25 protein-coding genes are annotated in these 26,511 nt (G+C 60.0%); 13 read left to right on the top strand and 12 right to left on the bottom strand.

Annotation, left to right across the window (positions count from 1 at the left end):
* Window positions 1-40: 40 nt before the first annotated feature.
* The 6 genes from PAQ31011_RS00970 to PAQ31011_RS00995 form a co-directional block, all read right to left on the bottom strand.
* Complete coding sequence (locus tag PAQ31011_RS00970; protein ID WP_150574069.1) at window positions 41-553, bottom strand: aromatic-ring-hydroxylating dioxygenase subunit beta; 513 nt, start codon at window positions 551-553, stop codon at window positions 41-43.
* Complete coding sequence (locus PAQ31011_RS00975; RefSeq protein ID WP_150574070.1) at window positions 554-1,846, bottom strand: aromatic ring-hydroxylating dioxygenase subunit alpha; 1,293 nt, start codon at window positions 1,844-1,846, stop codon at window positions 554-556. It lies immediately after the preceding gene.
* Between the two features lie 17 nt (window positions 1,847-1,863).
* Window positions 1,864-3,087 (bottom strand): NAD(P)/FAD-dependent oxidoreductase, encoded by a 1,224-nt coding sequence (locus tag PAQ31011_RS00980; protein ID WP_150574071.1) that lies wholly within the window; start codon window positions 3,085-3,087, stop codon window positions 1,864-1,866.
* 15 nt (window positions 3,088-3,102) lie between these two features.
* The gene (locus tag PAQ31011_RS00985; protein ID WP_150574072.1) at window positions 3,103-3,408 is read right to left on the bottom strand and encodes a non-heme iron oxygenase ferredoxin subunit; all 306 of its coding nucleotides are present in this window, start codon (window positions 3,406-3,408) and stop codon (window positions 3,103-3,105) included.
* A 123-nt stretch (window positions 3,409-3,531) separates the two neighbouring features.
* On the bottom strand, window positions 3,532-4,977 hold the full coding sequence (locus PAQ31011_RS00990; RefSeq protein ID WP_150574073.1) for a short-chain fatty acid transporter: 1,446 nt from the start codon (window positions 4,975-4,977) through the stop codon (window positions 3,532-3,534).
* A gap of 42 nt (window positions 4,978-5,019) precedes the next feature.
* Window positions 5,020-8,460 carry a molybdopterin-dependent oxidoreductase gene (locus tag PAQ31011_RS00995; protein ID WP_150574074.1) on the bottom strand — a complete coding sequence of 1,147 codons (3,441 nt, stop codon included), beginning with the start codon at window positions 8,458-8,460 and terminating at the stop codon, window positions 5,020-5,022.
* Window positions 8,461-8,643: 183 nt separating this feature from the next.
* On the opposite strand from PAQ31011_RS00995, the gene PAQ31011_RS01000 reads away from it, so the two are divergent.
* The 6 genes from PAQ31011_RS01000 to PAQ31011_RS01025 all read left to right on the top strand — a co-directional run bounded on the left by PAQ31011_RS01000 (window position 8,644) and on the right by PAQ31011_RS01025 (window position 13,149).
* Window positions 8,644-9,561: a LysR family transcriptional regulator gene (locus PAQ31011_RS01000; protein ID WP_150574075.1), complete on the top strand. Its 918-nt coding sequence runs from the start codon at window positions 8,644-8,646 to the stop codon at window positions 9,559-9,561.
* 44 nt (window positions 9,562-9,605) lie between these two features.
* Complete coding sequence (locus PAQ31011_RS01005; protein WP_246179266.1) at window positions 9,606-10,265, top strand: TetR/AcrR family transcriptional regulator; 660 nt, start codon at window positions 9,606-9,608, stop codon at window positions 10,263-10,265.
* 61 nt (window positions 10,266-10,326) lie between these two features.
* Window positions 10,327-11,208 (top strand): DMT family transporter, encoded by an 882-nt coding sequence (locus PAQ31011_RS01010; protein ID WP_150574077.1) that lies wholly within the window; start codon window positions 10,327-10,329, stop codon window positions 11,206-11,208.
* Between the two features lie 45 nt (window positions 11,209-11,253).
* Complete coding sequence (locus PAQ31011_RS01015; protein WP_150574078.1) at window positions 11,254-11,982, top strand: alpha/beta fold hydrolase; 729 nt, start codon at window positions 11,254-11,256, stop codon at window positions 11,980-11,982.
* An 85-nt stretch (window positions 11,983-12,067) separates the two neighbouring features.
* Complete coding sequence (locus tag PAQ31011_RS01020) at window positions 12,068-12,646, top strand: TetR/AcrR family transcriptional regulator (RefSeq protein ID WP_150574079.1); 579 nt, start codon at window positions 12,068-12,070, stop codon at window positions 12,644-12,646.
* Window positions 12,647-12,669: 23 nt separating this feature from the next.
* Window positions 12,670-13,149 carry a nuclear transport factor 2 family protein gene (locus PAQ31011_RS01025; protein ID WP_150574080.1) on the top strand — a complete coding sequence of 160 codons (480 nt, stop codon included), beginning with the start codon at window positions 12,670-12,672 and terminating at the stop codon, window positions 13,147-13,149.
* Between the two features lie 133 nt (window positions 13,150-13,282).
* On the opposite strand, the gene PAQ31011_RS01030 is transcribed toward PAQ31011_RS01025, so the two are convergent.
* Complete coding sequence (locus tag PAQ31011_RS01030; RefSeq protein WP_150574081.1) at window positions 13,283-13,807, bottom strand: hypothetical protein; 525 nt, start codon at window positions 13,805-13,807, stop codon at window positions 13,283-13,285.
* A 74-nt stretch (window positions 13,808-13,881) separates the two neighbouring features.
* Between PAQ31011_RS01030 and PAQ31011_RS01035 the strand changes: the two genes are divergently transcribed.
* The 3 genes from PAQ31011_RS01035 (at window position 13,882) to PAQ31011_RS01045 (ending at window position 16,524) form a co-directional block, all read left to right on the top strand.
* Window positions 13,882-14,691 carry an MBL fold metallo-hydrolase gene (locus tag PAQ31011_RS01035; protein ID WP_150574082.1) on the top strand — a complete coding sequence of 270 codons (810 nt, stop codon included), beginning with the start codon at window positions 13,882-13,884 and terminating at the stop codon, window positions 14,689-14,691.
* Between the two features lie 250 nt (window positions 14,692-14,941).
* Window positions 14,942-15,574, top strand: a complete 633-nt coding sequence (locus tag PAQ31011_RS01040) for a response regulator transcription factor (RefSeq protein WP_150574083.1) — start codon at window positions 14,942-14,944, stop codon at window positions 15,572-15,574.
* Between the two features lie 29 nt (window positions 15,575-15,603).
* Window positions 15,604-16,524, top strand: a complete 921-nt coding sequence (locus PAQ31011_RS01045; protein ID WP_150574084.1) for a sensor histidine kinase — start codon at window positions 15,604-15,606, stop codon at window positions 16,522-16,524.
* Here the strand turns inward: PAQ31011_RS01045 and PAQ31011_RS01050 are convergent.
* Together PAQ31011_RS01050 and PAQ31011_RS01055 are read right to left on the bottom strand one after the other, a co-directional pair.
* On the bottom strand, window positions 16,508-17,041 hold the full coding sequence (locus PAQ31011_RS01050) for a hypothetical protein (protein WP_150574085.1): 534 nt from the start codon (window positions 17,039-17,041) through the stop codon (window positions 16,508-16,510). The two genes, PAQ31011_RS01045 and PAQ31011_RS01050, sit on opposite strands and share 17 nt — an antisense overlap.
* Before the next feature lie 4 nt (window positions 17,042-17,045).
* Window positions 17,046-17,807 (bottom strand): DUF2092 domain-containing protein, encoded by a 762-nt coding sequence (locus tag PAQ31011_RS01055; RefSeq protein ID WP_246179268.1) that lies wholly within the window; start codon window positions 17,805-17,807, stop codon window positions 17,046-17,048.
* Window positions 17,808-18,062: 255 nt separating this feature from the next.
* Here PAQ31011_RS01055 and PAQ31011_RS01060 point away from each other — a divergent pair, with 255 nt between their 5' ends.
* Window positions 18,063-18,434 carry a response regulator gene (locus PAQ31011_RS01060; RefSeq protein WP_174989845.1) on the top strand — a complete coding sequence of 124 codons (372 nt, stop codon included), beginning with the start codon at window positions 18,063-18,065 and terminating at the stop codon, window positions 18,432-18,434.
* 65 nt (window positions 18,435-18,499) lie between these two features.
* Here PAQ31011_RS01060 and PAQ31011_RS01065 read toward each other — a convergent pair whose 3' ends face one another.
* Together PAQ31011_RS01065 and PAQ31011_RS01070 are read right to left on the bottom strand one after the other, a co-directional pair.
* The gene (locus PAQ31011_RS01065) at window positions 18,500-19,912 is read right to left on the bottom strand and encodes a DUF2252 domain-containing protein (protein WP_150574087.1); all 1,413 of its coding nucleotides are present in this window, start codon (window positions 19,910-19,912) and stop codon (window positions 18,500-18,502) included.
* Window positions 19,897-21,411, bottom strand: coding sequence for a sensor domain-containing diguanylate cyclase (locus tag PAQ31011_RS01070; RefSeq protein WP_150574088.1), 1,515 nt, complete (start codon window positions 21,409-21,411; stop codon window positions 19,897-19,899). The genes PAQ31011_RS01065 and PAQ31011_RS01070 overlap by 16 nt, the downstream gene beginning before the upstream one ends.
* A 195-nt stretch (window positions 21,412-21,606) precedes the next feature.
* On the opposite strand from PAQ31011_RS01070, the gene PAQ31011_RS01075 reads away from it, so the two are divergent.
* Window positions 21,607-22,623, top strand: coding sequence for a hypothetical protein (locus tag PAQ31011_RS01075; RefSeq protein WP_246179270.1), 1,017 nt, complete (start codon window positions 21,607-21,609; stop codon window positions 22,621-22,623).
* A 26-nt stretch (window positions 22,624-22,649) separates the two neighbouring features.
* Here PAQ31011_RS01075 and PAQ31011_RS01080 read toward each other — a convergent pair whose 3' ends face one another.
* The gene (locus PAQ31011_RS01080; RefSeq protein ID WP_150574089.1) at window positions 22,650-23,864 is read right to left on the bottom strand and encodes a hypothetical protein; all 1,215 of its coding nucleotides are present in this window, start codon (window positions 23,862-23,864) and stop codon (window positions 22,650-22,652) included.
* Window positions 23,865-23,991: 127 nt separating this feature from the next.
* Between PAQ31011_RS01080 and PAQ31011_RS01085 the strand changes: the two genes are divergently transcribed.
* Both PAQ31011_RS01085 and PAQ31011_RS01090 read left to right on the top strand, forming a co-directional pair.
* The gene (locus PAQ31011_RS01085) at window positions 23,992-25,671 is read left to right on the top strand and encodes a mechanosensitive ion channel family protein (protein ID WP_174989847.1); all 1,680 of its coding nucleotides are present in this window, start codon (window positions 23,992-23,994) and stop codon (window positions 25,669-25,671) included.
* 185 nt (window positions 25,672-25,856) lie between these two features.
* Window positions 25,857-26,444, top strand: coding sequence for a BPSL1445 family SYLF domain-containing lipoprotein (locus PAQ31011_RS01090; RefSeq protein WP_150574091.1), 588 nt, complete (start codon window positions 25,857-25,859; stop codon window positions 26,442-26,444).
* Window positions 26,445-26,511 lie beyond the last annotated feature (67 nt).

Raw genomic sequence — 26,511 nt, forward strand, 5'->3', positions numbered from 1 at the left:
GTCTTCTCTCTCATGAACTTCCTGTGCATCGCGCTCCGGGTCATACCGGGTATGCGAGATCGTTGGCGATCATCGCGGTGTCGTAGACGGCCTGGCGCTCCTTGAGCAGCAAGATATTGCCATTACGCGCGAAGCGATCAAAAAGGCGACCCGCCTGATGCAGCGTCGTCGCACCCTCGACGAGGGTCTGAAGCAACATATAGTTGCTTTGCGCGACGATCTCCTCGTCATCCGCGCTCAGAATGCGAACGTTCGAGACGAAGTGCAGCATGCTGCGTGGTGCGAACATTTGCGTGCGGGAAATCGCCACCGCCCGGTCGTGCAGCATGTCTCTGCCTTCCGCATACACGAGGCCCACGGGCAAACCACAGGTGGCGTTCTCCAGTTCCGTCACGCGGTAAATGCAATTCTCCGTAAAGAACTCCGGCCAACGCTCGATGTCTCCGCCGTCGACGACAGCGCAGTATTCCGCGTGAAAATCCTCAACGGCAGCGCGAGCGATCAGGGCTGCGTCGTGCGCGACGTGCTTCTTTTCGAAACCTGGCAGTAGCATTCAGAACCCCATGACTTCGCGATAGTGTTTGTACATTGACCGGATGGCCGCTTCGGAAATGAGGTTGTCCGCTGTGCCGATCTTGTCCGCGTCGAGCTTGATGACGCTACGGTCCGTCACCGACCGGCGCACGCCCTCCTGGACGAACTTCATCGCTTCGTTGTCCTCCAGCCCGAGGAAACCCGACGGTCCCATCAGGTTGCCCTGACGCAGGCGGTGACGCACCATGTCCTCGGAATCGTCTTCGTAGCCGAACATGGTCCACAGCATGATCATGCTGTTCGGGCCGTTAGGCACGATGTGCCGGATGCCCAGCGTATTCATTTCGCGTTGCACGATCAGATTCGGCCAGATCGTCTGCATCGTGACCGACCACTCCGAATCGAACTCCTTGACGAATTCCAGGAAGCGCTCGTCGCGCAGCATCATCCCTTCATGGAACGAGCGCATCTCCTTTTTCTTGTCTTCATCGACGCTCGCGTAAAGCGAATCGCTCTTCGCCGACGCCATCGTGCCGTGAATGCCGTATTTGCTGTCGGCGATCATCGCCGAGCGGTTGCCTGCCACGAGCAAGCCGAAAACGACCAGGAACGAGTGCAGAAGGGTCGCGTGGTACGGGTCCTTGAGATTCTCGTGGTACATCTTCCAGTTGCACGGCAACTCGTTCTTGTAGAAGCCGAGAATGCGCAGCTTTTTGCCGTTGAATACGGCATCGAAATCCCGAAGAATCTCCGGCGTAAGGTACTCCGCCAGCGGCTCCATGTCGTGGACGAACGACGCGAAGACCACGCCGTTACGCGTGGCGACCGCGAGCTTGCGCAGGCCGTGATCTTCGGCACGGAAGTCTTTCGGCATCCCGCCGAGCTTGTTTACACCCCGACGAAAGGGCACGCCTTGCAGATTGCCCTTCAGATCGTATGACCACTGGTGATAGGGGCAAACGAATTCCGTGTTGTTGCCGCGACTATGTCGGCAGAATTCGGCACCGCGATGCGCGCATCGATTCTCGAAGACATGGATCGAGCCGTCCTCTGCGCGCGATACGACCACCGGCGTCGGGCCTACGTACGAGCGCTTGTAATCGCCGGTGTTCGGAACTTCGGCCTCAAGCGCCACGAAGTTCCACGTGCGGCCATGGAAGATTCGGTCGACTTCGCGGGCATACACCGATTCGCTCGTGTAGACCCAGTCAGGAATGGCGTGCAGCCCCTCTTCCGGCCAGGTCAGGTTTTCGATAGGTTGATTCTTGATCGGCGGCGTCGGGCCGCTGATCACGGTTTCGCAGGCGTACACAGATATCTCCGGATAAATCAGACCATTGACCGTTCGAGCTGGCGAAGCTTCAGGCTCATATCGGCGAGCCGGTCGGGGTCGATGGGAATGGATTGTTCGATGAGGCGTTGCAGTGCACGAATTTCGCCGCCCTGATTCACGGCAAGCGCGTACACGATCACGCCATTTCTTAGCCCGATGAGGACCAGCTTGTCGGCATGGGTTTCACGCATCACCCATTGATCCACGGTCTCGTCGTGCAACCCGATCATCTGGACGTTCCAGTCGTACTGGTCGGTCCAGAACCGTGGGGTGGGCCGGTATGCCGATGTGTCGCCGAGCATGCTCCTGGCGGCGGCAATCGCTTGATCCTGTGCGTTCTGCCACGATTCGAGACGAATTCGTCCGTCGCCTGGTCCAAAGGGAAAATTCGCGCAATCGCCGGCGGCAAACACGTTCGGCGCGGACGTCCGGCAGCACTCGTCGACGACGATGCCGTTGTTCACCTCGATTCCCGAGGCACGCGCAACATCGTCGTTGGGTGTCTGGCCCACGGCAAGCACACAGAAGTCGAACGTTTCCGTATGGGTACCCGCGTTCACCGTGATGCCGTCGTCGCGCTGTACTACCGAAATCGGGCCGGTCTCGAGCTTCAACTTCACACCGAACGCCAGATGCTTGGCCGCAAGGCGTTGCGAGAACGCGGCCGGCATGGCCTTGCCGAGCAACCTCGGTGCCATCTCGAACACGGTGACATCAAGACCTCGTGCGCGGGCGCTTGCGGCAAATTCAAGCCCCAGAAAGCCCCCGCCGATGACTGCAACGGAGCGCGAGCGTTTGAGCATCTTGCGCAAACGCAGAGCATCCGACAGTGTTCGGAGCGACAACACCCGTTCGCCTTGTGCAATGTCGGACAGCGCACGTGCACGGCCGCCGGTGGCGATGAGGCACTTGTCGTAATGAATCTGCGCACCGCTGGCCAGATAGGCAATCTGCAGGACCGTGTCCAGACGCGTGACCCGATCCTCCAGTTGTTCAATAGCGGCGTGCTGATAAAACACCGCTTCGTGCAGCCAGCCGTTGAAACAAGTCTCGTCGCTCGGTGCAGTCAGCACCTCCTTGGACAGCGGCGGACGTTCGTAGGGCGGGCACGATTCGTCGCCGACGATCACGACCCGGCCGGTCACGCCTTGATTACGAAGCGTCTCGGCCGCGCGACCGCCGGCCTGACCGCCTCCAATGATTAGATAGGTGTGTTCCATCGCGTCTTCCGCCCGTCAGATGTCGACCAGGATGGCGTTGCCATCCACCTGAACCGGAAACACACGAATCGGCTGGGTCACGGGCGAGCACATGGCCGCCCCGGTCCGAATATCGAACCGCCCCTGATGCAACGGACACTCGATGCAGCCGTCTTCCATATAGCCGTCGCTGAGCAACGCATATTGATGGGTGCAAACGTTTTGCGTCGCGTACACGCTTCCATCGAGCAAGTACAAGGCGATCTTCTCTTCGCCTAACGTCACTGGGAGCGGTTCATCCTCGACCAGATCAGTGAGATTCGCTACAAACTGCAGCGGCATGGCCTTTCTCCTAAAACTCATCAGTATGCTGATGGAATGACTTTACGGATGACGCTGAGTGCCGTCAACTGTTTCAGAATCGACGTTTACCCGTATCTCGGGATGCGCTCGGACGGAGGTGAATCACGGCATCACCGGAGGGTGGTAGTCGAGCGTAGACGCCAACGCCCACAGCATGAAGATCACCACTGGGAAGTGGACGATCAACTGGGTGAAGGTGAAGCCCACGATATCCCGGGCGCGTAACCCGAGCACACCCAGCAGGGGCAGCATCCAGAACGGGTTAATCAAGTTCGGCAAGGCTTCCGCGGCGTTGTAGACGGTGACCGCCCAACCCAGGTGGACATGGAGGGTTTTGGCGGCTTCGATGACGTACGGTGCCTCAATGATCCATTTGCCCCCGCCCGAGGGAACGAAGAAACCCAATACGGCCGAATGGATTCCCATGACTGCCGGAAATGACGAGTGCGACGAGATCGCCACGAAAAACTGTGCGATATGCTCCGACAGCGCGACACCCGTCGGTGCAGCGGCTTTCGTCAGGATGAAAGCGATGCCCCCATAAAGCGGGAATTGGATCAGCACCCCGGCCGTCGATGGAACCGACTTGGCCACGGCATTCAGGAACCGGCGGGGACGCCAGTTGAGCAGCATCCCGAGCATCAGAAACACGAAATTGTAGGTATTGAGATTGGAGATGGCGAGGACGGGGTTCTTTGTCGAGAACTCGTACCAGATCCAGATTGCGCCGAGCATCACCACGAGGACAGTGATCAACGGACTGTATTCCAGCCAATCTCCCGGACGCGTCGGTGCCTTCAGGTCAAGGTCGTCGTCAGCAACGTCAACGCCCAGATCCGCCGCAGTTCGGGCGCGCTCGCCCGTCGGTGCTGAGAAGAACGCGATCGCCACGGAAACAACGGTCAGTACCACAACAACTAACAGTGACTGCGGCAGAAAAATAGTTTCGGCGAAAGGGATCACACCCGTGATGGCCAGCAAAGCTTTCGGAAGGCTCTCGGGATTAGCCTGCAATTGCGCTGCGGACGAGCTGAGTCCCAGCGCCCACGTTGCGCCCAACCCCAGGTAGGCCGCGGCCCCTGCCGCCCGGTAGTCCATGCGAATGTCTGTCCGACGCGCGAGGACACGAACCAGCAACCCGCTGAAAATTAGGCTGATCGCCCAGTTGAATAGCGACGTCGATATGCTGATGAAAGCGACAAAGGCGACTGCGGAACGAGGGCCTGACGGTAGTCGAGCGATCCGAGTCATGATTTTTGCTGCCGGCGGAGATACCGCCACGACATATCCTGAAATCGCACCGATAGCCATTTGCAGCGTGAACGGGATCAGTGTCCAGAAGCCGTCTCCGAACGCTCTTCCGACGCTTTGAACCGGTGCCCCAATGGATAGGGCTCCGGCTGCGACAACAATGACGGCAATCGCCGCAAAGATATAAGCATCCGGAAACCACTTTTCCGACCATCGCGTCATGCCTGCCGCAATGTTTTCCAACATGCCGCCTGCGGCCTGCTCGTTTGCAAGTCCGGTTTGAGATAGTTGTTTCATTGTCCCCTCTCCTCACCCATTTAAAAAAAATGAAGTCTCAATTCACGCTTCAATTTCAATTTCGCTAGCCGGGATCGCCTGGCACGCGAAACACATGTTTGGCTCGTCGGGCCCGTGCCCCGACATGTGGGCGACTTTGCCCGCGACCACTCGAACGGCACAGCTTTCGCATTGACCGACGCGACAGCCACTCGGCATCGGAATACCCAGGCCTTCTGCAAAAGAAAGCAGACTGCCTTTATCCGCTGTCCACTCGGCCTTTAAATTCGAGGAAGTGAACTTGACAAGAAACCGCTGGGACGCGTCCATTCGAGGTGTGGACGGCGATCGGAACACTTCTTTGAAAATATCGAACGGAGGCACCCCGCGCTCGATCAAGCCCGCTGAAATGGCGTCCATCATTGGCTCCGGGCCGCAGAAGTAGAATCTCGCGCGTCGATTTATCAGTTCGTCGTCGACGACATTCGCGGTCAAATACCCGTTCATCTCGTAGTCGAGACCGAACCGCTCGTTTTCTGGACGGTTGTAGCAATTCACCACACGCAATGTGGGGAGCTCTCGTGAAAGCTCAGAAATTCGATCTCGGAAAGCGTGTGTTGCGCTGTTCAGATTCGCGTAGAAGAGCACCATCTCCGGTGCGTTGGGCAGGCCCCTGACCGATTCGAGATATGACATGAAGGGTGTGATCCCGATGCCGCCGGCGAACATCACCACGGGTTGCCTGGACGACTTCGGCAACGTAAAAGTCCCGCTCGGTGCACCTAGCGCGACGGTGTGCCCGACATCGAGCGATCGATGAATGTAGCTAGACATCAGCCCCTCGAACGTCGCGCCATTTGACGTCGTGCCACGCTGGTGGCGCACCGAAATGCTGTATGTGCGGCGATCGTTCACGATGGACGGGCCGACCAGCGAGTAAGCGCGGGTCGCCCCGCTATCGCCCAGCGACGGTACGCGAACACTCAGGTGTTGTCCGGGTAAAAAGTCCGGCAATGGCCCGCGATTGGCGGCCGCGAACGTCACCGTCCGCACGCCCGCGGCTTCTTCGACGACGGAGACAACCACAAAGTCGCGAACGCCTTGCCAGACTCGCCGCGCAGGGTCGATGGATTTGTCGAGCGTGATGTCGCAGGGAATACAACGAAGTGGCGAGGAACCACTGATCGGATCGAGCGCACGGCCGGAAACGAGATTGCTGAAATTGCTGTTGCGCGTCCCGCTCACCGGCAGCGCATCCCGGCCGATCTCGTCGCAGGATTGCCACCAGCCGTATTCGGCAATGATGACGTCCTTGGCCTGGTCGGCGACAACACGAGCACGGAAGCGGGAGACGCCGGCGGTCGTGCGCAGCACCACCCAGTCGTCTTCCTTTATTCCCTTTTCTCGCGCGAGTTCTGCACTCACTTCGACCATCGGATACGGTGCCCGTTTGCGCAGGCTGGCGAGGCTCCGATGCTGGCTGTGGCAGTAGTATCCGTTCTTCATCGACGTCAGAATGTGCGGATACTCGCCATGATCGTCCGCGCAGTCATTCCCGTGCTGTGGCGGCACGTATTCAGGAAGCGCGGGATAGCCGTTGCGTAGTAGTTTCTCCGAGTAAAGCTCGACGCGTGCCGTTTCGGTTTGAAAGCCCTTAAACCCCTCTGGGGTTTGCGATGTGTAATTCCGTTCTTTCTGGACGATGGGCTTATAGATGCCCTCGGGGTGCTTTCGCAGGGTGGCGACATCGAGTCCCAGCGGCGACAGCATGTGATTCCAGCCCGCCTCAATGCTGCCGCCGAAGAACTGTTCACCCATGCCCAGACGTACAGCCAGATCAAAAACGATGTCGTAGTCAGCACGACTTTCCCCTCGCGGGGACACCATGCGCTGACGCAGCTGCACCAGCTCCACGGCCTTTTCATTGATTTCAAAGCCAATACGAAGTCCTTCACGCTCCCATGGTGTGTTGACCGGTAGCAATATGTCGGCATAGCGCGAACTCGGCGTCTCAAAGAGGTCGCAATGCACATGGAAATCCAGCGAACAGAGGGCTTCGTGGGCGTCACCGGCATCGGCCTGTGACGTCACCATATTCGTGCCGAACGCGATAAGCGCGCTCACCTTGTACGGTCGTGCCTGCGTAATCGCCTGATAGACATCCCGTGCAGTCACCCAGCCTTGTGCCGCGGGGCCTATCGGTCGATCGGCAAGACCCAGCGCCTTGGCACGTTGGTCGGGAGCGAGCAACGCATACGAACTCACCGGATTGATCGGTTGTTGCGCGAATTGCCGATTTGACCCTGAGGTGTCGAACGCGCCCGTCAATGCGTACAGCGTCGCTATCGCTCGCTCGGTCTGTGTCGCATTGGTGTGCTGGGCGACACCTGACCATGCGTGGTAAGCGATGCGCAAGCCAGGTGCCAGCATTTTCGCTACTGCAACGACATCTTCGGCCCGCACGCCGGTAATGGATTCAACATGCGCTGCGCAATACGGGTCGACGGCATTCGTGTATAGCTCGAAGGACGGGACGCAATCGATGGTCGTGGGCTGACCTTTAGCGTCCTGAACGCGAATCGAATAGGTCCCAGCGACGGCGTAGTCGTCGGTACCAAAATCAACCACTGCGCCAACGAGTTCTACACGTTCGCGCCTGGTATTCCAGATCGCGTGTCGGTTTTGACGTGCATCGGCATCGAAGTCGCGCTCGCGAAGGAACTTGCCGGAGTCTTTCCGCACCAGCAGTGGGCCGTTTGTCCATTGCCGGATGAACGCTTCGTCGACATTCCCCGAACGGATCATTTCGTGCGCGATGCCCATCGCCAGTGCACCGTCGGTGCCGGGGCGGACGCGCATCCAGACGTCCGCCTCTTTCGCGAGCGCGGTTGGGCGGGGATCGACGACAATGAGCTTCGCGCCGCGCTTACGCCCCTTCCCTATCGCGTCCGCCTGAGCAAGCCACGTATTGGACGGGTTCGTTCCCCACAAGACGATGATGTCGGCGTTCGCGTAGTCCGCCGTCGGCATTGCGCAGCCAAACGTGAACATGTGCGCGAAGTCTTTATGCCAATTGCAGATCTCGGTGGCATAGCAAATGTTGGGGCTGCCGTAGGTCCAGACAAAGCGCTCGACCCAATCGATGCTGTCGCTCATCGGCGTACCACTGGGTGTCGTGACTCCGAAGACAACAGATTCGGCCCCTCCTTCGCTTTTAAACTTCGCGAGTTTCGTTGCGATTTCGCTCAGCGCCTCATCCCAGCTAATTCGCTTCCAGCCGGGATCGGCGGCCCCTTTGGGATGGGTGCGACGAACCGGATGCAGGAGCCGATGCGGGCTATGTACTAACTCGGGGGCGGCTTTCCCCTTCATGCACATCGCATTGCCAGTGGGATGCGTATTGTCGGGGCGCACCTTGACGAGCATGTCCCCCTTTACGGTATTGACGGTTCCACAGCGAGAACGGCAAAGCGTGCAGTACCCCTTTTTCTCCTGGCATTCCATCTCGTGCTTGTCTCCATTTATTGGAGATGATCCTAGGGGCACAAAAATCCGATGCCAAATTCATATTTGAGATGGGGAGATATATAATTTTTCAATGGATCGGCAGTCAGACACAGGTGGTTTAAAGCGCTTCGACCGGTGATATGATCGCGACTCTTTTCCATTGCACGATGGAGCGACACCGTGAGCATGCACATCACGCTTCGGCAGATCGAGTACTTCATCTCGGTCGCTGACACAGGGCAGATATCGCGCTCGTCCAACCTATGCGGCGTCTCTCAGTCGTCGATGACGATTGCACTGCAAAATCTCGAACAGGCTATCGGCGTCTCCCTGCTCATACGCCATCCCAAGGGCGTTCGATTGACCGACGCAGGCGAGCGCTTTCTGCGTCACGTGCAACAAGCCACAGTGTCGATCGAAGAGGCGTTCGCTGCGGCGCAAGAGGAACCCACACAGGTATCCGGTCACGTACGAATCGGCATGACCGACACCATTTCGGCGTACCTGCTTCCTTCGCTGCGCTCGACCATGAACCAGCGGTTCGCGAACCTCGACATCGAAATCATCGAAGGGGATCGCGAAAACGTTGAGCATGGCCTGATGAACGGCGAGCTCGATATCGCACTCCTTCTTGTCTCCAATATCGCACCGGCAGACGAACTCAAGTTCGAGGTAATCATTCGGTCTACGAGACGTCTATGGACGCCGCCAGGGCACCCGTTGCAGGACGCGCAGAGCGTCACGCTTGAAGACGTGGCGAAAGAAAACTATCTGCTACTGGACATGGACGGACATGTGCAGACGGTGGAGAAGTATTGGCGCAAATACGGCGTGAAACCCCGCATCAAAATGCAGAGCAAATCGATCGAGGCGGTCCGCAGTCTGGTTGCGCTCAATGAGGGCGTTACGATCCTGTCGGACCTCGTATACCGCCCGTGGTCACTTGAGGGAAAGCGGATCAGCCGTCGAGATTTAAGCGTCGAAATTCCCCCGATGGACGTGGGGGCCGTGTGGAACCGAGACCGCCCGCTCAGCGTTCAGGCGCGGGCTCTGCTCGATATCCTTCGCTCGTCCTGGAAGCGCTTCTCGCCAGAATAGGAACACCGTATAGCCAGTGCATCAGCCAAGACAGATCCGATTGCTTGACAATTAAAAACCAAATGGTCTATAAATTCGGCATGACTACTGTCAACACCATCAGCCAACGTCAGCGAGGACGTCCTCGCGAGTTCGACCTCGATCAGGCGGTCGAGCACGCCATGCAGACCTTTTGGACCCGGGGCTATCAAGGCACGTCCCTACCGGATTTGCTGGATGCGACCCAGTTGTCGCGTGGAAGTCTTTACGCGGCCTTCGGCGACAAACACGGACTGTTTCTGCAAGCACTCGATCGATACATCGAACAGGCGCTCGCGCGTCTGGACGATGAACTTGCCTCGGGCGACAGCGCGCTCGCGGGACTGAAAGCGTGTATGGAGGGGTATGTCGCACGCACCGACGGCGCGGCAGGTAAACGCGGTTGCCTGGTGGTCGCGACAGCCATGGAGCTGGCCGCAGACGATCCGGAAGTGTCAGTGCGGATCGCCCATTTTTTCGACGGAATGAAGGCCAGACTGGTCAAGACACTCAAGCGCGCACAGAAGGAAGCCGACGTGGCGAAGCATGTGGACCCTGTGGCATCGGCACATGTGCTCGTATGTTTTCTCGAGGGCCTTCGAGTCGTTCAAAAGACCGGATTCACTTCCGGCAGCAACAGCGCTGCTGTCCACGCGCTCGTTGATGGCCTGACGTCGCGACGTTGAACACGAACTGCATGCTTCTCATTTTTTTCGCTTATTTTTAGACTAATTGGTTTATATATCGATGAAACCGATCCATGTCGCGGCCGCCCTTCTGGTTCCTTTGATTTGGGGCATTCAATACGTCGTCATCAAAGCCGGATTGACGGTGCTTCCGCCGTTGTTCTTTGCCGGTCTGCGATTCGCCGTCATTTCTGCAGTGCTCATTCCGTTCGTCGGGCGCATGCGACGCGCAGAGATCGGCCCCATTTTTCTGATTGCGAGCTTTATGGGCGGGGTGAACTTTGCCTGCGCGTTCATTGGACTGACCCGCTCGCCTGCCGGCATCGCCGGCATTGCCAACCAGTTGTGGACACCTCTCACATTGGTGCTCGCGTGGCCGATGCTGGGTGAAAGGCCATCAGGTCGCGTTGTGCTCGGCGTTGCCATTGCATTGTGCGGTGTGGCACTCGCCATCGTCGATCCGCGATTGGCCGTTCCGTTCTTTCCAACATTGCTGCTGATCGGATCCGCCATGGGTCTGGCCACGGGCAACGTACTTGCGAAGAAGCTCGGCCCATTCGACCCCATCAAACTATTTGCCTGGATGTCGTTTTTTACCGCATTGCAGTTGCTCGGTCTCTCGATGCTGGTCGAGCATGGGCAGATCGCGGCATTGCACGCCGCTTCGCGCGTCGAGTGGGGAGCGTTCGCCTTTACGGTCGTGTTCGGCGGCATCGTCGCGTTCACCCTCTGGTTTTGGCTGATTGCGCGCTTCTCCATGGCTCGCGTTGCTCCCTATGCGCTGACTCAATCGCTTTTCGCCGTCGTCGCGGGGGCCGCATTCCGGCGCGAACCGATCACACCCGTGCTGATTGCGGGGGCCGTCGTCTGCATTTCGGGCGTCGCACTAAGTCAGTGGCCGGGGACATTGCGGACGCGGACTGTTGAAACCGCAGCGAAGTAACGCGTCAGGACAATTTATTCGTAGTCGACAAGGAAATACATAAGCATGGCAACGTTCGTTTTGGTTCATGGGGCTTTTCAGGGAAGCTGGGTCTACGCGAGAGTCGCGCGCATGCTGCGCGAAGCAGGCCACCACGTCATCACGCCGACATTGACGGGGCTAGGTGAGCGCAGTCATCTTGCCGACCGGGCAATCAACCTGGACACGCACATTCAAGACGTGGTGAATGTCTTCGAGTACGAGGGCGTCACCGATGCCATTCTGTGCGGACATTCCTACGGCGGACTGGTGATTACGGGTGTCGCGCACGAGATCGGCGAACGAATCCGCACACTCTTTTATCTCGATGCCTATGCGCCTGCCGAGGGACAGTCGCTCGTCGACATCACCGGCCCAGAAACGGCGTTGGCTTTCCTTGCGCAGGCGGGACAGCATGGGGGCATGATTCCCGCGATCCCCGCAGCGCTATTCAACGTGAATGATGCTGATGCAGCGTGGGTCGACCGAATGTCCGGGCCGCAGCCGCTCGCCACGTTTGTTCAGGGAGTGCGCGGAGGCGTCGATTCGGTGCCGGTTGCGAATCGCACCTACGTTTTCGCGAGCCGGAATGGCGGGGACTGGTTTGTGGAGACGCATGCGCGCCTCAAGCGCGATGCTAGCTGGCGTGTCCACGAAATTGCATGTGGACACGCTGTCATGCTTGATCGCCCGGCAGAATTGGCGACGCTGCTTTTGGCGGAAGCGACGCAGCGGGATTTTTTCCTCAATCGTTGACGGTCGATGCGCTCCCCGAAATCTCTTTGACTTAGGAGAATGATCGTTCTATACTCCGGAGAACGATCATTCTCCGCGTCTCGCAATGCCCCACTCTTCCCAACCCGCCGATCTCTCTGCCCCCCAACTCGCGCTGCTCGACTCAACCGAGCGACTCGTCTACGCAGGGGGTATTCATGCCACCGGCATCGATGCCATCGTCAAGGAATCGGGCGTGGTCCGAAAGACGCTTTACCGTCACTATCCGACGAAGGAAGCGTTGGTGGAAGCTGCGCTCCTGCGGCGCGACGAGCGTTGGATGCAATGGTTCGTCGCGGCGACATCGAAGAGCGACGATCCTCTTGATCGCCTGCAATCGTGCTTCGACGCCCTTCGTACGTGGTTTGCCTCCGAGGGCTTCCACGGTTGCGCGTTCCTGAACGCGGCCGGTGAGATTGGTGACCCGGCCAACAGCATTCGGTTGGTATCGAAACTGCATAAACAACGGCTTCTCGACTACCTGAGAGAACTCACTACCGCGAGCGGATTGCCTCAGCCAGATGCGCTTGCCGACGAGCTGTTGATCCTGATTGACGGCGCGATCTCGGTCGCGCTTGTTTTCGGCGGAACCGAAGCCGCCGACACTGCCGCGCGTGTTGCGCGTCGACTTCTTGCCGTGTCTTAACCTAACCCGTGAGGTAACCCAACGTGTCATCCACCAACGAAAGCCGTCCGCCGCTTCCGCCGTTCACGCGTGAGACCGCGATTCAGAAAATCCGCCTTGCCGAGGACGGATGGAACAGCCGAGATGCTGCCAAGGTCGCTCTCGCGTACACCGTCGATACGAAATGGCGCAACCGCGCTGAATTCGTGAACAACCGTGCCGAAGCGCAGGCCTTCCTCGCTCGCAAGTGGGTCAAGGAGCTCGACTATCGACTGATCAAGGAACTGTGGGCATTCACCGACAACCGTATCGCAGTGCGTTACGCCTACGAATGGCGGGATGATTCCGGCAACTGGTTCCGCTCGTACGGTAACGAGAACTGGGAGTTCGGCCCGGACGGCCTGATGTCGACTCGCCATTCTTGTATTAATGACCTGCCGATCAAGGAATCCGAGCGCAAGTTCCACTGGCCGCTTGGGCGGCGGCCGGACGATCATCCGGGGCTATCCGATCTCGGCCTCTGAGTGCGTGCGTGATCGCAACCGAGCACGCCGCACCGACAGCGCCGTGCTCGGTTGGCGGCACCCCACATCAGGCCGCCGTCATGTCCTCGAACGTCGGCGCGTCTTATGCAAGGTGTCGTCCCCTAGTACTCAGTCATATCGAGTTGCAGCGAGGAAGCGCGTTGTACTTTTGGAAAAACAGCCATATGGCGGCGCGCTCTAAAAACTTGATATAGACGCTTGCTTTTTCAGCACCGGCCGGACTCACGCCCATAATTGCCACGTACAGATCGTCAGGTGGCTGCTCGCACACGCGTTTGTCCAAGAATTCGTCAGAGAATTTCGATCCTCCGCTGTGGGCTGGAAATCGTCCGAATGCCGTACGACCAAACTGATATAGCCGCTTCGCAATATCCTGGCCCGTCGTTTCCCCGATATAAACGATCTCCTTCGCGGTGACCGACGCCGGTGACGAAGGTGGACTGTCGAAGCGTGCAAGGACGTAGATGCCAGGGAGTCGACAATCGTCAAGCGACTTGTAATCCTTGAATTTCACCCACGGGGAAAGCTTGAAATCATATTGCATGTGATTGTTTCTGAGGTTTGCGTCTGAACATAAGGGTGGCAGCGAACGCCCTATTATCTTCTGGACAGGCACAATTTCGGTGAATTTGACCATCACAATTCCGGTTTGCATGAGGGCGGGCGAGAGGCAATAATTGGACGCTCTCCTTTTGCGTGCAGACGAAACCGATGAAGCTCAAATCTCAGGGAAAGAACTACGCGTCGTTCGATTTTGGTGAGCTGCAGGTCATTGCGCTTCGCGACGGATACGTCGACATGCCGCCGACTCGCCTGCGCACTGCCTCGGGCGCCCTTCTCAGCACGTCACCCATTGGCCTGAAGCTTGTCGACGGACAACTGCGCTTGTCGGTCAATGCATTTCTGATTATCGACAAAGACGCCTCAGTTTTGGTGGACACCGGCGCGTCGAATACCTGGCACGACACGATGGGCGCGCTTCTGGATGCTCTGAAGGAGGCCGGTGTGGATCGAAGCGCCGTGTCGCACGTAGCGTTGACCCACACCCATGAAGATCATGTCAACGGGCTCGTCGCCCCCGACGGCTCGGAGGCCTTTCCGAGGCTAAAGCAGGTGTTCGTCGCCGAGGAGGAAATATCCGTCTTCACCGGACGGCTTGCGCCGCTGCGCAGCCGCGTTTGTGTCGTTGAAGATGGCGCTCGCATTACAGATCGCATTTCGGCAGTCCGTGCAGTCGGCCATTCCCCCGGTCACACCGCCTACGAAGCGACAAGCAGCGCAGGCCGATTGCTGGCTTGGGGCGATCTTATTCACGTGCCCTCCGTCCAGTTTTTTTATCCGGAGATCGCCTGGGAATACGACGACGACCAGAGCAAGGCGGTGGCATCGCGGAAATCACTGCTCCAGCGTCAGACGCAACCGAATCTATACGTGGCCGGGGCGCATCTGGATTTTCCCGGCATTGGACGTGTCTCCGAACGCGATGGGGCGTTCGCGTTTCACGCCGTTGCTGCGTCATGAGTTACAAGGAAAAAGCCGACATCACCCACAAATCGATTTTGACTTTACGAATTTATTGGAAGATGCTATCAATTGCTAAAAGATTGAATTTCAAGAAAATTTAAATTAATTAGTGAAAGGTAATATAAATACTATTTTAAGTAATTAATTCGGTAATTGCTATTACTCGCGTAAGCATTATTCGTACAAAAACGTAGGGGCAGATCTACTCCGGGGGCAATCTATTTTCTGTATGCGAGGCGGAGAATCCATGAATGCTGATCGTGAATCGGTAGTGCATATCGTCGACGATGACGCTTCTATGCGGGCTGCATTAGCCCGGCTGTTGTGCGCTTCGGGATATGAGGCAAGGGAGTACGCGTCTGCGGGGGACTTTCTCGTCAGCGAGCCCGATGACCGTCCCGGGTGCGTACTCATCGACCTTGAGTTGGGCGGGCCAAGCGGACTCGACTTGCAGCGTACCTTGCGCCGCCAGGCATCGGCATTGCCGGTCGTTTTCATGAGCGGGTACGGCGATGTGGCCCGGTCGGTTGAAGCGATGAAGGCTGGCGCGGTCGACTTTCTCATTAAGCCTTTCGGTCGCGATGCCCTTGTCGGTGCAGTGGAGACGGCGATCAGCCTTGTGCGTCGACCGGCTGCTGCACCTACACATGACGTGAAATCCGTACTCAGCGACCGGGAAGAAGTCGTACTTCAGGGGGTCTTCAAAGGCCTTCGCAACAAACAAATCGCGGCCGAGCTGGGGTTGTGCGAGCGAACCGTCAAAACGTGTCGCGCCGAACTGATGCGTAAGTTCGGTGCGAACTCACTCGCCGAACTGCTCAGGAACGCTGGCAAACGTACCGGGGCTGAAACGGCCCTGCCCTCTGCTCAAATGTCGTGAGCCGCACCGTTGCGGGAGCCGCCCGGGGCGTGGTGTCGCTGGCGGTTGTCGCTCTATGCAGCTTCGTCGTTCAAGACGCGCTGAGTGCAGAACCGCCGAAGGTAGCGCTGCTTCGCGAGTACTGGCAGGAAGTTGCCGTGGTGATTTTCGTGTTTGGCGCGCAGACTGTCACGATCCTGGCCTTGCTTCAGCAACGCCGCGCGCGGCGTCGTGCCGAACTCGACGCAGCCAAACGTCGTGCCGACCTCACTCGCGCCTCGCGTATCGCAACGGTGGGCGAGCTGAGCGCGTCCATCGCCCATGAAGTCGGACAGCCGCTAGGCGCCATTCTGAGCAACGTTGATGCGGCAGATCTCATGATGCAAAGCGGCGACCCAAGCGACGCCGAAATTCGGGAGATTCTGAGCGATGTGAGGCGCGATGCCCTGCGCGCACATGACGTGATCGTGCGCTTGCGTGCGCTGCTGCAAAAGCAGGCGATTACGTATGCCCCGGTTGCCTTCGACGCCGTTCTGGAACGCGCGACATCCCTTGTGCACCCGGAAGCGCGTCGCCGGGGCATCGTGCTGCACACAGTCTTTGCCACACGCGAGGCCCGGGTGCTTGCCGACCAGGTGCAGGTGCAGCAGGTCTTGCTCAATCTCTGCATTAACGCCATGGACGCCATGGAGAACGCTGAGCAGAAGGATCGCGAATTAACCGTTGAAACACGCCTCCTCGATGATGGCGTCGAACTTGTCGTTGCAGATCGTGGCGTCGGTATCGGAAATGGAGACGTCGAGCCATTGTTTGAGGCGTTCTATACAACCAAAGAGCGCGGCACGGGGCTCGGCCTGTCCATCGTGCGCTCGATCGCCGATGCGCATCGCGGCAGCATCTCGGCCCGCCCCCGGCCGGGTGGCGGAGCCGAGTTCGTCCTCTGGTTGCCGCACATCAATATGGCGCGTTGACGACGATGAACTGCGTGCCCTGCGGTTGATACCACGTGTTACCGCATTGCTGATAAATCATGCCGCGATAGTTCACGGGCACGCAGTTCGCCGGGACCGAATGCACCACTGATCCGACGACAGCAGCGGTCACGCCAACAGCCGCAGTGACGGCCGCGGCCGTTGCGACCGGATGGTAATCGTCATCCCATCCGCCGTGATAGTAGCCACCGCCATGATTGTCGACATTCACGTTCACATTGCGATTGACGTTGACGTTGTTGTTATTGACGTTGTTCACGCTGGTATTGCGAACGTTGCGGGTGCGGGCGTCGGCTTGCCGGTTGCCTGCATTTCCGGCATTCGGGCGTTGTGCGGCGTTCTGGCCAACCTTGCCACCGCCGCCAGCGTGCTCTCGCGCGTGCCCCGCACCGCCGCCACGGCCAGCAGCCTCCGAGGGCGACAGTGGCGCAAGAATAGCTGTTAGCGCCGTTGCAACGACACACAGGCGAACGAAGGGGGAGCGTCGTGTTGTCATGATGTCACCCCTTGTTGGCAGGTAATTGAACGGCTTCGATCCGCTTGGCGCCTGCCGGCGGCCGGAATTCGAAGGTCGACGGTTTGATGGAGAAGCCGGGTTGCCAGGTCAGGATCGAGACCGATTGCGGGCGCGCCTCGTCGTCCGTACGGGTCACCACGACCTTGCGCGGCAATGGTTTGCTACCGCTGGTGATCCATATCTGCCAGTCGATCCCGGCCTGCCGGAATGCGTAGTGATCGCACAGATCGTTACCGACGTAGTCCTGTCCCGCGAACATGGCCGAATCGAATTTCTGATGCTGGGCGTCGGGCGTCCCCCACGAAAAGAGATCGGCGAGCGGAAGTTCCACGCCGTATCGTGCGCGTAGCGCCTCGACCAACTGGGCCAACGTGCCGTCGAACGGCACTGACGCGTAGTACTTCTGCTGCGGTGAGTACAACGTGGCCTGTTTCCCGTCGTAAATGATCTCGCGTTCGGTGCGCGCACTCTTCATGACGGCGCGCAGCCGATGCGGCCGATCGACTTCGAGTGTGGCGTTCGCGCTGTGCTGAAGCTTTTGCCCGTCCGCTAGCACACGTTCCCCGGTCAGATCCGTGAACACGCGAAAGCGCTGGAGCGATTGCAGGTACGTTCCCATCGTGTGCAGCGCCTGAAGCGCATCGGGATCGACGCTGCTTGCCGACGCGGCCGGCGCGCTTGCGGGGGCTGTCTGCTGTGCCCATGCCACCGTTACCGTCGATGCTGCACCTGTCGTGAGGAGCATCAAGATTGCCAACGCCTGTCGTCTCATCGTCATGCCTCGATTAGGGGAGATACAGTGGCGGGGAAATGCAGAAGGTTGGCGAATGCCGATGCGAAGACGCTCGGCAGACACTCTGAATCAATGTAGCGTGCAGAACCGGCGAAGCAAAGACGGTTGCCCCAAATTGCCCGATGGGGAATCGGCGTTGCCCCAAGTCCCGATGGCGGTTGTCTCGTATTCCAAAGAAAAATGCCGTTATATGGATACGAACGCCTCATGACCACGCCAAGGAAGCTCATCGCGATTCTGGAGGACGACACAGGTATGCGTCGCGCTGTCGAGCGCCTGCTGACGATCTCCGGATACCGTACGCGAGCCTTCACGAGTGCGGGGGACGACGGCGTTGCCGAGTGCCTTCGCACGGCCTACTGCGTGGTCGCCGACGTGAACCTTCCCGGGCTCTCAGGACCGGCGTTTTATCGGGCGTTGCCCTCGCCTCGCCCGCCGGTCGTATTCGTCACGGCGTACGACAACGAAGCAGCGCGCGCTGAGATTCGGCACTCGGGAGGCCGTGAGCTACTGACTAAACCGTTCCTTCGCAACGACCTGCTGTCTGCCATCGAGCGCGCCACGCGCTCGCGGCCGTAACAAACGCCACGCGCACGGCGGTCCGGTGTGTCGGTTCACGCCAGACCCGCCCTCCAAGTGACGCGCTATACGCGGAAGTCGGCAGCCATGTCCTCGTCGCTACGCGCTGCAAGCTTTCCCGAACGGCATGCCTTGATGAAGGCCTCGTAGTCTTTCTGGTTCTGCGTCGCATAGGCGAGCGCGTAGTCGGTCATCGCGTCGGCGAGGCGCTTCCCGTCGCCGATGTACGCGGATATTTCTACGGCCAGGCCCCCTGATTTGGCGTGCGCCCGGGCCAGCGCCCATCCGCATATTCGGGCGTAACCCTGGAGAATCGTGTCGTTCATGCGCTCGACTTCCGCAGAGACCTTCATGTCGCGCAGTTGGCGGAAGTAGAAGTGACGTCCGTTCGGACCGGTCGTCCAGCCAAGAAATGCGTCGCTGGCGGCTTGAAGCAACCGCTGCCCGGCAACTACGCGAAGTCCCTGATGGTGCACCTTGCCGGTGGGGAAGTAGCGTGCAATGACCGATTCGCGGGCTTCCTTCACTTGCAGGAACAACGGCTTGCCGTGTGCGTCGACGAACAGCATCACGAGACAGAAGGTCCCGACGCTGCCCACGCCGACGACCTTAAAGGCGATGTCCTGAAGCTGAAATTGATCGATCAGCGCACGCCGGTCGACCGGGAGAGTGCCGACGTATTCGTTGAACGCCTGCGCCAGCTTGCCCTTCCAGGCTTGCGTGTTCGACCACGCGTGCGCGTTGCCCAGCAACGAGTTCGGGCCCGCCGGATGAAACAGCGCAGGCGGCGCGTCCTGAATCACCCAGCGGCCATCCTCAAAGACCGCAATCTTCTCGAGCATGGCTTCGTGCGATCGTCCAGCCGCCTTTTCCGCGGTCTTGCGGATCAGACGCCGTCCCTCGCTGGTGACTGCCGCTTCCGTCATGCGATCGAACGTCACGATCTCGTGCCACAGATCGAGTGCGCTGTAGCCTGCATATTCCTGCATCCGCTTACCGTACTCGATCACGGCGGACGTCACGATGTCGCGAATCGTGCCGCGATCGACGCTCATGTGCTCGCCAGCGATGGCAAAGCTCGCCGCAAGGCGCTTCAGATCCCACTCCCACGGCCCCGGCGCGACCTCGTCAAAGTCGTTCAGATCGAACACAAGCTGGCGCTCCGGTGTGGCGAAACCGCCGAAGTTCATGAGATGAGCGTCGCCGCAGATGGGGAATGTGAACCCCGTGGTCGTCGTTCGCGCCAGATCGTGCGCCTGAAGGACCGCGCTGCCGCGATAGAACGTGAAGGGCGAGACGGACATGCGACCGTACCGCAGCGGCACCAGCGCGTCGACGCGGCCCGCGCTGTTCTGGCGCAACAGCGCCACGGGATCGCGGTCGACGTTGCCGATGTCCGACTGCTTCGAACGGGGCGCGCGCTCACGCGCCAGCTTTCCAGCGGCCTTGCGTTGATCAAGCGTCAAATCGCTGGGCATGGGGCACCTCCTGAGGTTGCGTGAATGCAGACGCGGTCGCGACCGCTGCTCTTGGCTGTGTACAGAGCGTCGTCCGCCGCTTGTAGCAGCGCTTCGGGCGTGCCGGTTGGCATCACCCCGGTGGCAGCGACGCCGATGCTCACCGTCATATGGCCGTGCGGCGTGCCCTCGTGGGCAATAGCGGCGAGGCGCACAGCGCCGCGCACACGCTCGGCGACATCGCGTGCGCCGTTGGCGTCGGTGTTGGGGAGCACCACCATGAACTCCTCACCGCCGTAGCGCCCCGCGAAGTCGCCTGGCCGCCGGATCGTGTGTCCGATGGCGTGGCTCACGGCGACCAGCGCGTCGTCGCCCGCCGGGTGGCCGTAGCGGTCGTTGAACGTCTTGAAATGGTCGACGTCGATGAAGAGCAGTGCGAGGGGCGCATGCTCACGCACGGAGCGACGCCATTCCCGGTCGTAGGTTTCGTCCAGCGTGCGTCGATTAGCCAGGCCCGTTAGCGGATCGGTGCTCGCCATTCGGTGCAACTCGGCCTCGGCGGCGTAGCGCCGCTTACGCTGCTTCCTGAGCAGGACAGCGAGAATCAGACAACCCGCGCCGAGTGTTGCGGTCAGCCCGCCTACCCACATCGCCCGTTCTCGCCAGGCGGCGTAGATCTCGCTTCTCGGCGCGCGAATCTCGATCTGCATGGGCAAATCCGGAAGGGGTTGGCGGACGTAGAGAAATTCACCATCTGCGCCCGAGTCGTCAGCGGCGGGCGCCTTGGCAGAGACGACCATGAGCGGCACATCGCTTGCGACGGTGGTCCCGGCGGCTGTCGACGCGACGAGTACCACGCCGTCATTGCGCATTAACGAGACGACGCCTTTTGCCCCCGGTGCGAGTCCCGCGAATTGCCGTGAGAAATAGCGGGCGTCGAGCGTCACAATGCCAACCCCGGCGAACGCTCCGTCGTCGCGTCGGATGCTGTGCGTCATCAACAGACCGCTGCCCGCGCTTGCCGGGCATAACGCTGCCGATGTCGAGATCGAAAGTGCGTCGCTGTTACTTTGCCTGTGCGCGTTGACGATCAACTGGGCGAAGCGAAGATCAAGGCAGCCGATCGAGGGCAGCGCCTCATAAACGACCTCCCCAGCCTCACTCATGATCACAGCCTGCACGTCGGTCAGCGATGTCGCGTTCGCCGGATCACCAAACTGCGCCATACAGTTCGAGACCTGTGCGCTCGGGTCGCCATGACCCGCCGCACCGAGTGCGTCGAGTGCGTGCGCACAGGTCGCGACGTCATCGCCCACCGTGCGAGCGGCTAGCATCGCCACGCGCAGATTCGCATCGCGCGCATCGTCGCGAACTGCTAAACGGCCTTCATAAAGCAACGTCGCCCGCACGCCGATCACGATGACCACGGCAAGGATCACTGCCAGCGCCGTCAGGCCGAGCGCACCAAACCAGCGACCGGTGTTCTGTGATGGAGGGGGTGGAGTATTGGGCGAATTCATGTTCCCGTGCGCACCATGACCAATGCGCTCTCATTCTTTTCGTAATCGCCGCACCGGGCTATCGGGTGTGAGGGCAAGCCGGTTGCCCGTTGGGGCAACGCGGTTGCCCCCGGCACCGATGGTCTGTTGGAGAGACAGCCGCGACAATGGCCCACGATGGCGAGTGCGCCGCAACATCAACAACGCGAGTGGAGCATGACGGCAAGTCCACACACGAGCAGGCGCAGTGACGGGCATGCGGCACGACGCCGGTTTCGTCGGCCGCTTGCCGCGTGGCTCACGTCGCTCGCGAGCCTGTCCTGCCTGACGGCGATCGCCCCGTGCGCGTTCGCCCAATCGGCACCGTTGCGTGTCGGCACTGACGTCCGCAGCCACGCGAATAGCGTGCTGGCCATCATGAGCTACACGACGGTGCCCGACGTCACCACGAGTTCGCTGTCAATCAACAACGGCTCGACTGGCAATCCGGGCTTCTGGCAGACCCAATTGGGCGGCGGCTTCACGCTCAGTCGCTCGTTTCCGCTCTACCTCGAAGGCACCCTTGCCTATAGCCGGTACGATCCGACGTTCGTGGCCTCGGACGGCTCGGAATCGCGCGCACTCCCGGTCCGCTGGAACACACTCAGCACGACCATCGGTGTGGGATGGGACATTCGTCTGGCCGATGAACTGGTGCTTCGCCCCATTCTGAACGGCAGTCTGGGACGTGTCGCCAGCGATCTGAGAGTCGGTGAGACGCTGCTGAACCGCGCGACCGATCTCGATACGCAATTCCTTAAGAATGGCGCATTGAACGCGTACGGCCTCGGCGGTTCGCTGATGCTCGACTTCGAGCACTATCGCGAGGCCTACGAAATCGATGTCGAACTTCGCCTGACGAATATCCATCTGCGCAGCTTCGGCAGTTCGTCCGCAGGCGTGCAAGGCAGCGCCAACGCACAGCAATTCAGCCTCTGGTCGCGGTGGCGCGCACCGACCGGCCTGCGCGCGCTCGACCGACCGGTGCGCTATGTGCTTGAAGCGGCCTACTCGCAGTACTTCGGGGATAGCGCCGGGGTGTTGGGCTTCAACAATCTGACGTCGCTGGGTGTCGGGCTGGAGCTCGACAGCAGCAAATATCCGGTGGTCGTCACCCGCGCGCGTCTCATGGCTCGCTATGTCTTCGGCCACAATGTGCAAGGGGTCTCGTTCGGTTTCGCCATGAGCTTCTGAGCGGCCGCCGCGCTACCCTTTCCCCCTCAGATCAGCGCTTTGGCAACCTTGCCGAGTACGGCGGTGAGTGGTAATTGCAGGGCTGCCACATAGAGCATCGGCACGGCAGCCGGTACCACAATCGCTACGATGGACATCTTGCTCAACGGGACGGACCGCATATGCGCCACGGCGTCGTAAATGGCGTGGATATCCGCGACGGGGCCCAGCTCGGGGGCGTCGAGAATCTCGGGATTGCCGATGTCGCGATGCAAGATCCAGCGTTCGTGGACAAGGCGATCATGATGCGCGACAAGACTCCCGTATTCGAAGATCGCGCGTCGCTTGAGCCTGCCCAAGGGCATGGCGAGCGGCAGTAGTGGCAGGAGGAAGATGACCGAGATCAACGCGGCGGTGGCGATCAGCAGCGTCTTCATCTGCATAGCGCTCGCGCCGTGATAGACCACTTCGTGCGCGAACGATGCAGCGATGACGGCCGAAATGGCAAACGCCACCGGGCTGAAGATGAACGCCATGCGCTCCACGAAACTCAGGCCGCCGACTCGGTCGGGGTGGGACGGCACCAGCGCGAGCGGCAGTTTGCCAATCCGGAAAAGCAGAATGAACAGCAGGCACGCGCGCCAGAGCCACGCAAGCAGCATCACAACGAAGAGCGGCCGGATGACGAGCACGAACCACCAGCCGCCGAAACTGATATCGGCGATGTGCGTGCCGTGGTTCATCCAGACGACATCTTCCGCGTCGCCCAATAGCGCGCGGGTCGTCGACCATGCGAGCGTCGCTCCCAGCATGAGCACCCACGGCAGTGCACGGTCGCGGAGCAGCGACATGCGTGCGAGTTGCCGTCGGAAGTCGGGAAGCGTTTCATCGGTGATGAGGCCGGAATCGACGAAATACTTCAGGAGCGGAGGCATCAGATTCTGCGCCACGCCTTCGGCCACGACCATCAGCGGAATCGCGATCAGACAGCGCACATGGATACCGAAATGCGCCACGAGTGTGTCGTCGCCGGTGCCATTAAAGGCTCTGCCGGTGAGGATTGCCCATAGGGCTAGCGGTAGCCACGTCACAGCAGCGAAGATCACCGCGCGTCGCACGATCCCCATGCCTGCGGCAGGAATGAGGAAGACCCTGCGCTGGAGATGAAACCCCAGATCGCCTCGCACCAGCGACAAATCGACCTCCGGCAGATCGGATGCTCCGGAGGAGTTCGGGGCTGCGTGGCGAACGCCATTCTCCATGAGTGTCTCCTTGCCGCGCGTTCAGGCACACGTGGACAGGCTCGTAGTCTTTCGCCGAATGCCTCCCCGCGCCATCGGGGTTTCGGGCAACCAATTTGCCCCCCGGGGCATCGCGCGACACGACGCGATGCCCTCGTCACGCCGCACAGCGTTCTCCCTGCTCGCAGGCTTCTGGGTGTCGCTCATCGTGTGTCTGATGATGCTATCGGGCGTGCCGACCGCGTTTGCACAGACTTCGCAGCCGGTTGCGGCCCCCGATGCACCTGCCGCCGACCTTCGCTACATGGATCGTCCCATCACGACGTTCCGTGCATCGCTCACCGGTGCCACGCCGCAGCAGCGCGCCGATCGCTCCTACGCAGCGCTGGACGCGCTGCCCGAGAGCATTCTGCGCTTGCCGACGCAGGCGGTTCAGGGCTCGCTGGGACAGAATCGCGGCGTGGTCTTCCGCCGCGGTGACCGCATTCTCTTCGCCTTGCTGGAGGGCGACGTCGACGAAGCCGACAATCGACCGTTCGACGTCATTGCACGCGAAACTCAGACGCGGCTGGACGCAGCGCTAGCGGCCCGGCAGGCACAACTGCATTGGCCCAACATCATTCGCGGCATCCTGCTGTCGCTGCTCGCGACGGCCGTGCTGGCAATATTGGTGTGGACGGCGGGCCGACTGCAAAACCGTCTGCAAACACGCCTTCAGTACGCCGTCGAGGCGCATTTGCTTCGTCGCACTTCGAAGACATTCGACTGGACCGGTTCGGCGTTCCATCTGGTGCGGCAGATCGTTCAGCTGCTTTTTCTGTTTTTCGTCGCCGCGCTCATTTACGTCTATCTCATCTACGTGTTGGAACGGTTCCCTGTATCGGAACCCATGGGCGAGCGTCTGAGCGACTTCCTCTGGAATCTGCTCAACACCTTTGCACTGGGCATCGTCAACGCGATTCCGGGGCTCATCGCGATTGCCGTGATCTTTCTTCTCACGCGTGCCCTGCACAATCTCATCAACAACGTTTTTGCAGCGATCCAGCAACGTCATCTCAACGTGCCCGGTCTGCATCCGGACACGGCGGACGCCTCGCGCCGCATCGTGGCCATCGTCGTATGGGCTTTGGCACTGACCTTCGCCTACCCGTATTTTCCGGGGGCGCAGAGCGATGTGTTCAAAGGACTGAGCGTGTTGCTCGGTCTCATGGTGTCGCTGGGCTCGGCGGGCATCGTCAATCAGTTGATGAGCGGCATTGTCGTCACGTACAGCCGGGCATTTCAGGCGGGCGACATGGTGCAGATCGGCGATACGGCGGGTGTGGTGGTGAGCGTGGACACCCTGTCGGTGAAGCTGACGAACGTGAGGCAGGAAGAGGTCACGATTCCGAACGCGGTTGTCGTGGGGGCCATCGTGCACAACTTTTCAAGTCGCGATGGCAAGGCACCCGCATTGGTGGTCACGTCGGTGACGATCGGATACGACACCCCCTGGCGACAGGTGCAAGCCATGCTGTGCCTCGCGGCGGCACGGACCCACAGCATCGCGCAGTCGCCGCAGCCGTTCGTGTTGCAGCGCTCGCTGTCGGACTTCTATATCGAGTACGACCTGCATGTCGCCCCCGTCAATCCGGCGCAACGTCTTCTGATGCTGAGTGAGCTGCACAGCCAGATCGTCGACGTCTTCAATGAATTCGGCGTGCAGATCATGTCGCCCCACTTCGAAGAGCAGCCGGAAGCGCCGGTGATTATTCCTCCGGAGGGCTGGACGCCATCCCCCGCGAAGCCTGCGTCGGACTCGGGCAAGACGAACGGTACCGAGGTTTGACGGGCACCAGCGCATACGAACTGCCCTTTGGGGCAATCGAGGCTGCCCGAAATACCGATGGCGATGTCGTGTCACAGAACTGACACTGCAACGCAGACGCCTGCGCAGGCCTATGCCGACATAGAAGACGGGCGTCGTGCGCCCACCTATTGGTGAGCGACCCAATCCACTTTGCGGAGTCAGTCATGCAAACACGTCGTCACTTCGTAGGCGCTTCCGTCGTCGCTGCCGCCCTGGTCGTGGCTCTCTCAGGATGCTCCACAACCGGTAGCGCGCCGGCCACACCCGAAGCCAATGCCTCACGCAAGCAGTCCATCGATGCGGCCGCCGAAGGCACGCTCTCGCGACTGTTCTCCACCGTGCCCGGTTCGCGGGAGCTCGTGAGTAAAGCACGTGGCGTGCTGGTATTTCCTACGGTCATTCAGGCGGGGGTTATCGTCGGCGGGCAACACGGCGACGGTGTCCTGCGTGTCGGGACAACCTCGTCGGGCTATTACAGCATTTCGTCCGCCTCGGTGGGCGCGCAATTGGGGATGCAGTCGAAGTCGATGGTCTATCTGTTCATGACGCAGGAGGCGTTCGACAAATTCCGTAATGCCAACGGTTGGTCTGTGGGTGCGGATGCTTCCGTGGCGGTCGTGAAACTCGGGGCGAACGGTCAGGTCGACACGACAACGACCACCCATCCGGTTGAAGTGTTCGTGATGACCAACAGTGGCCTGATGGGCGACCTTTCGCTATCGGGGACCAAGATCACACGGCTGGATATCTAAGGGTTTGGCACCCGCTTCCAGTGCGTTAGCTGGGGCGGGCGTCTTCCGATTGCGGCAGTCACAACTG

Source organism: Pandoraea aquatica, from assembly GCF_902459565.1.
GTDB classification, from domain to species: domain Bacteria; phylum Pseudomonadota; class Gammaproteobacteria; order Burkholderiales; family Burkholderiaceae; genus Pandoraea; species Pandoraea aquatica.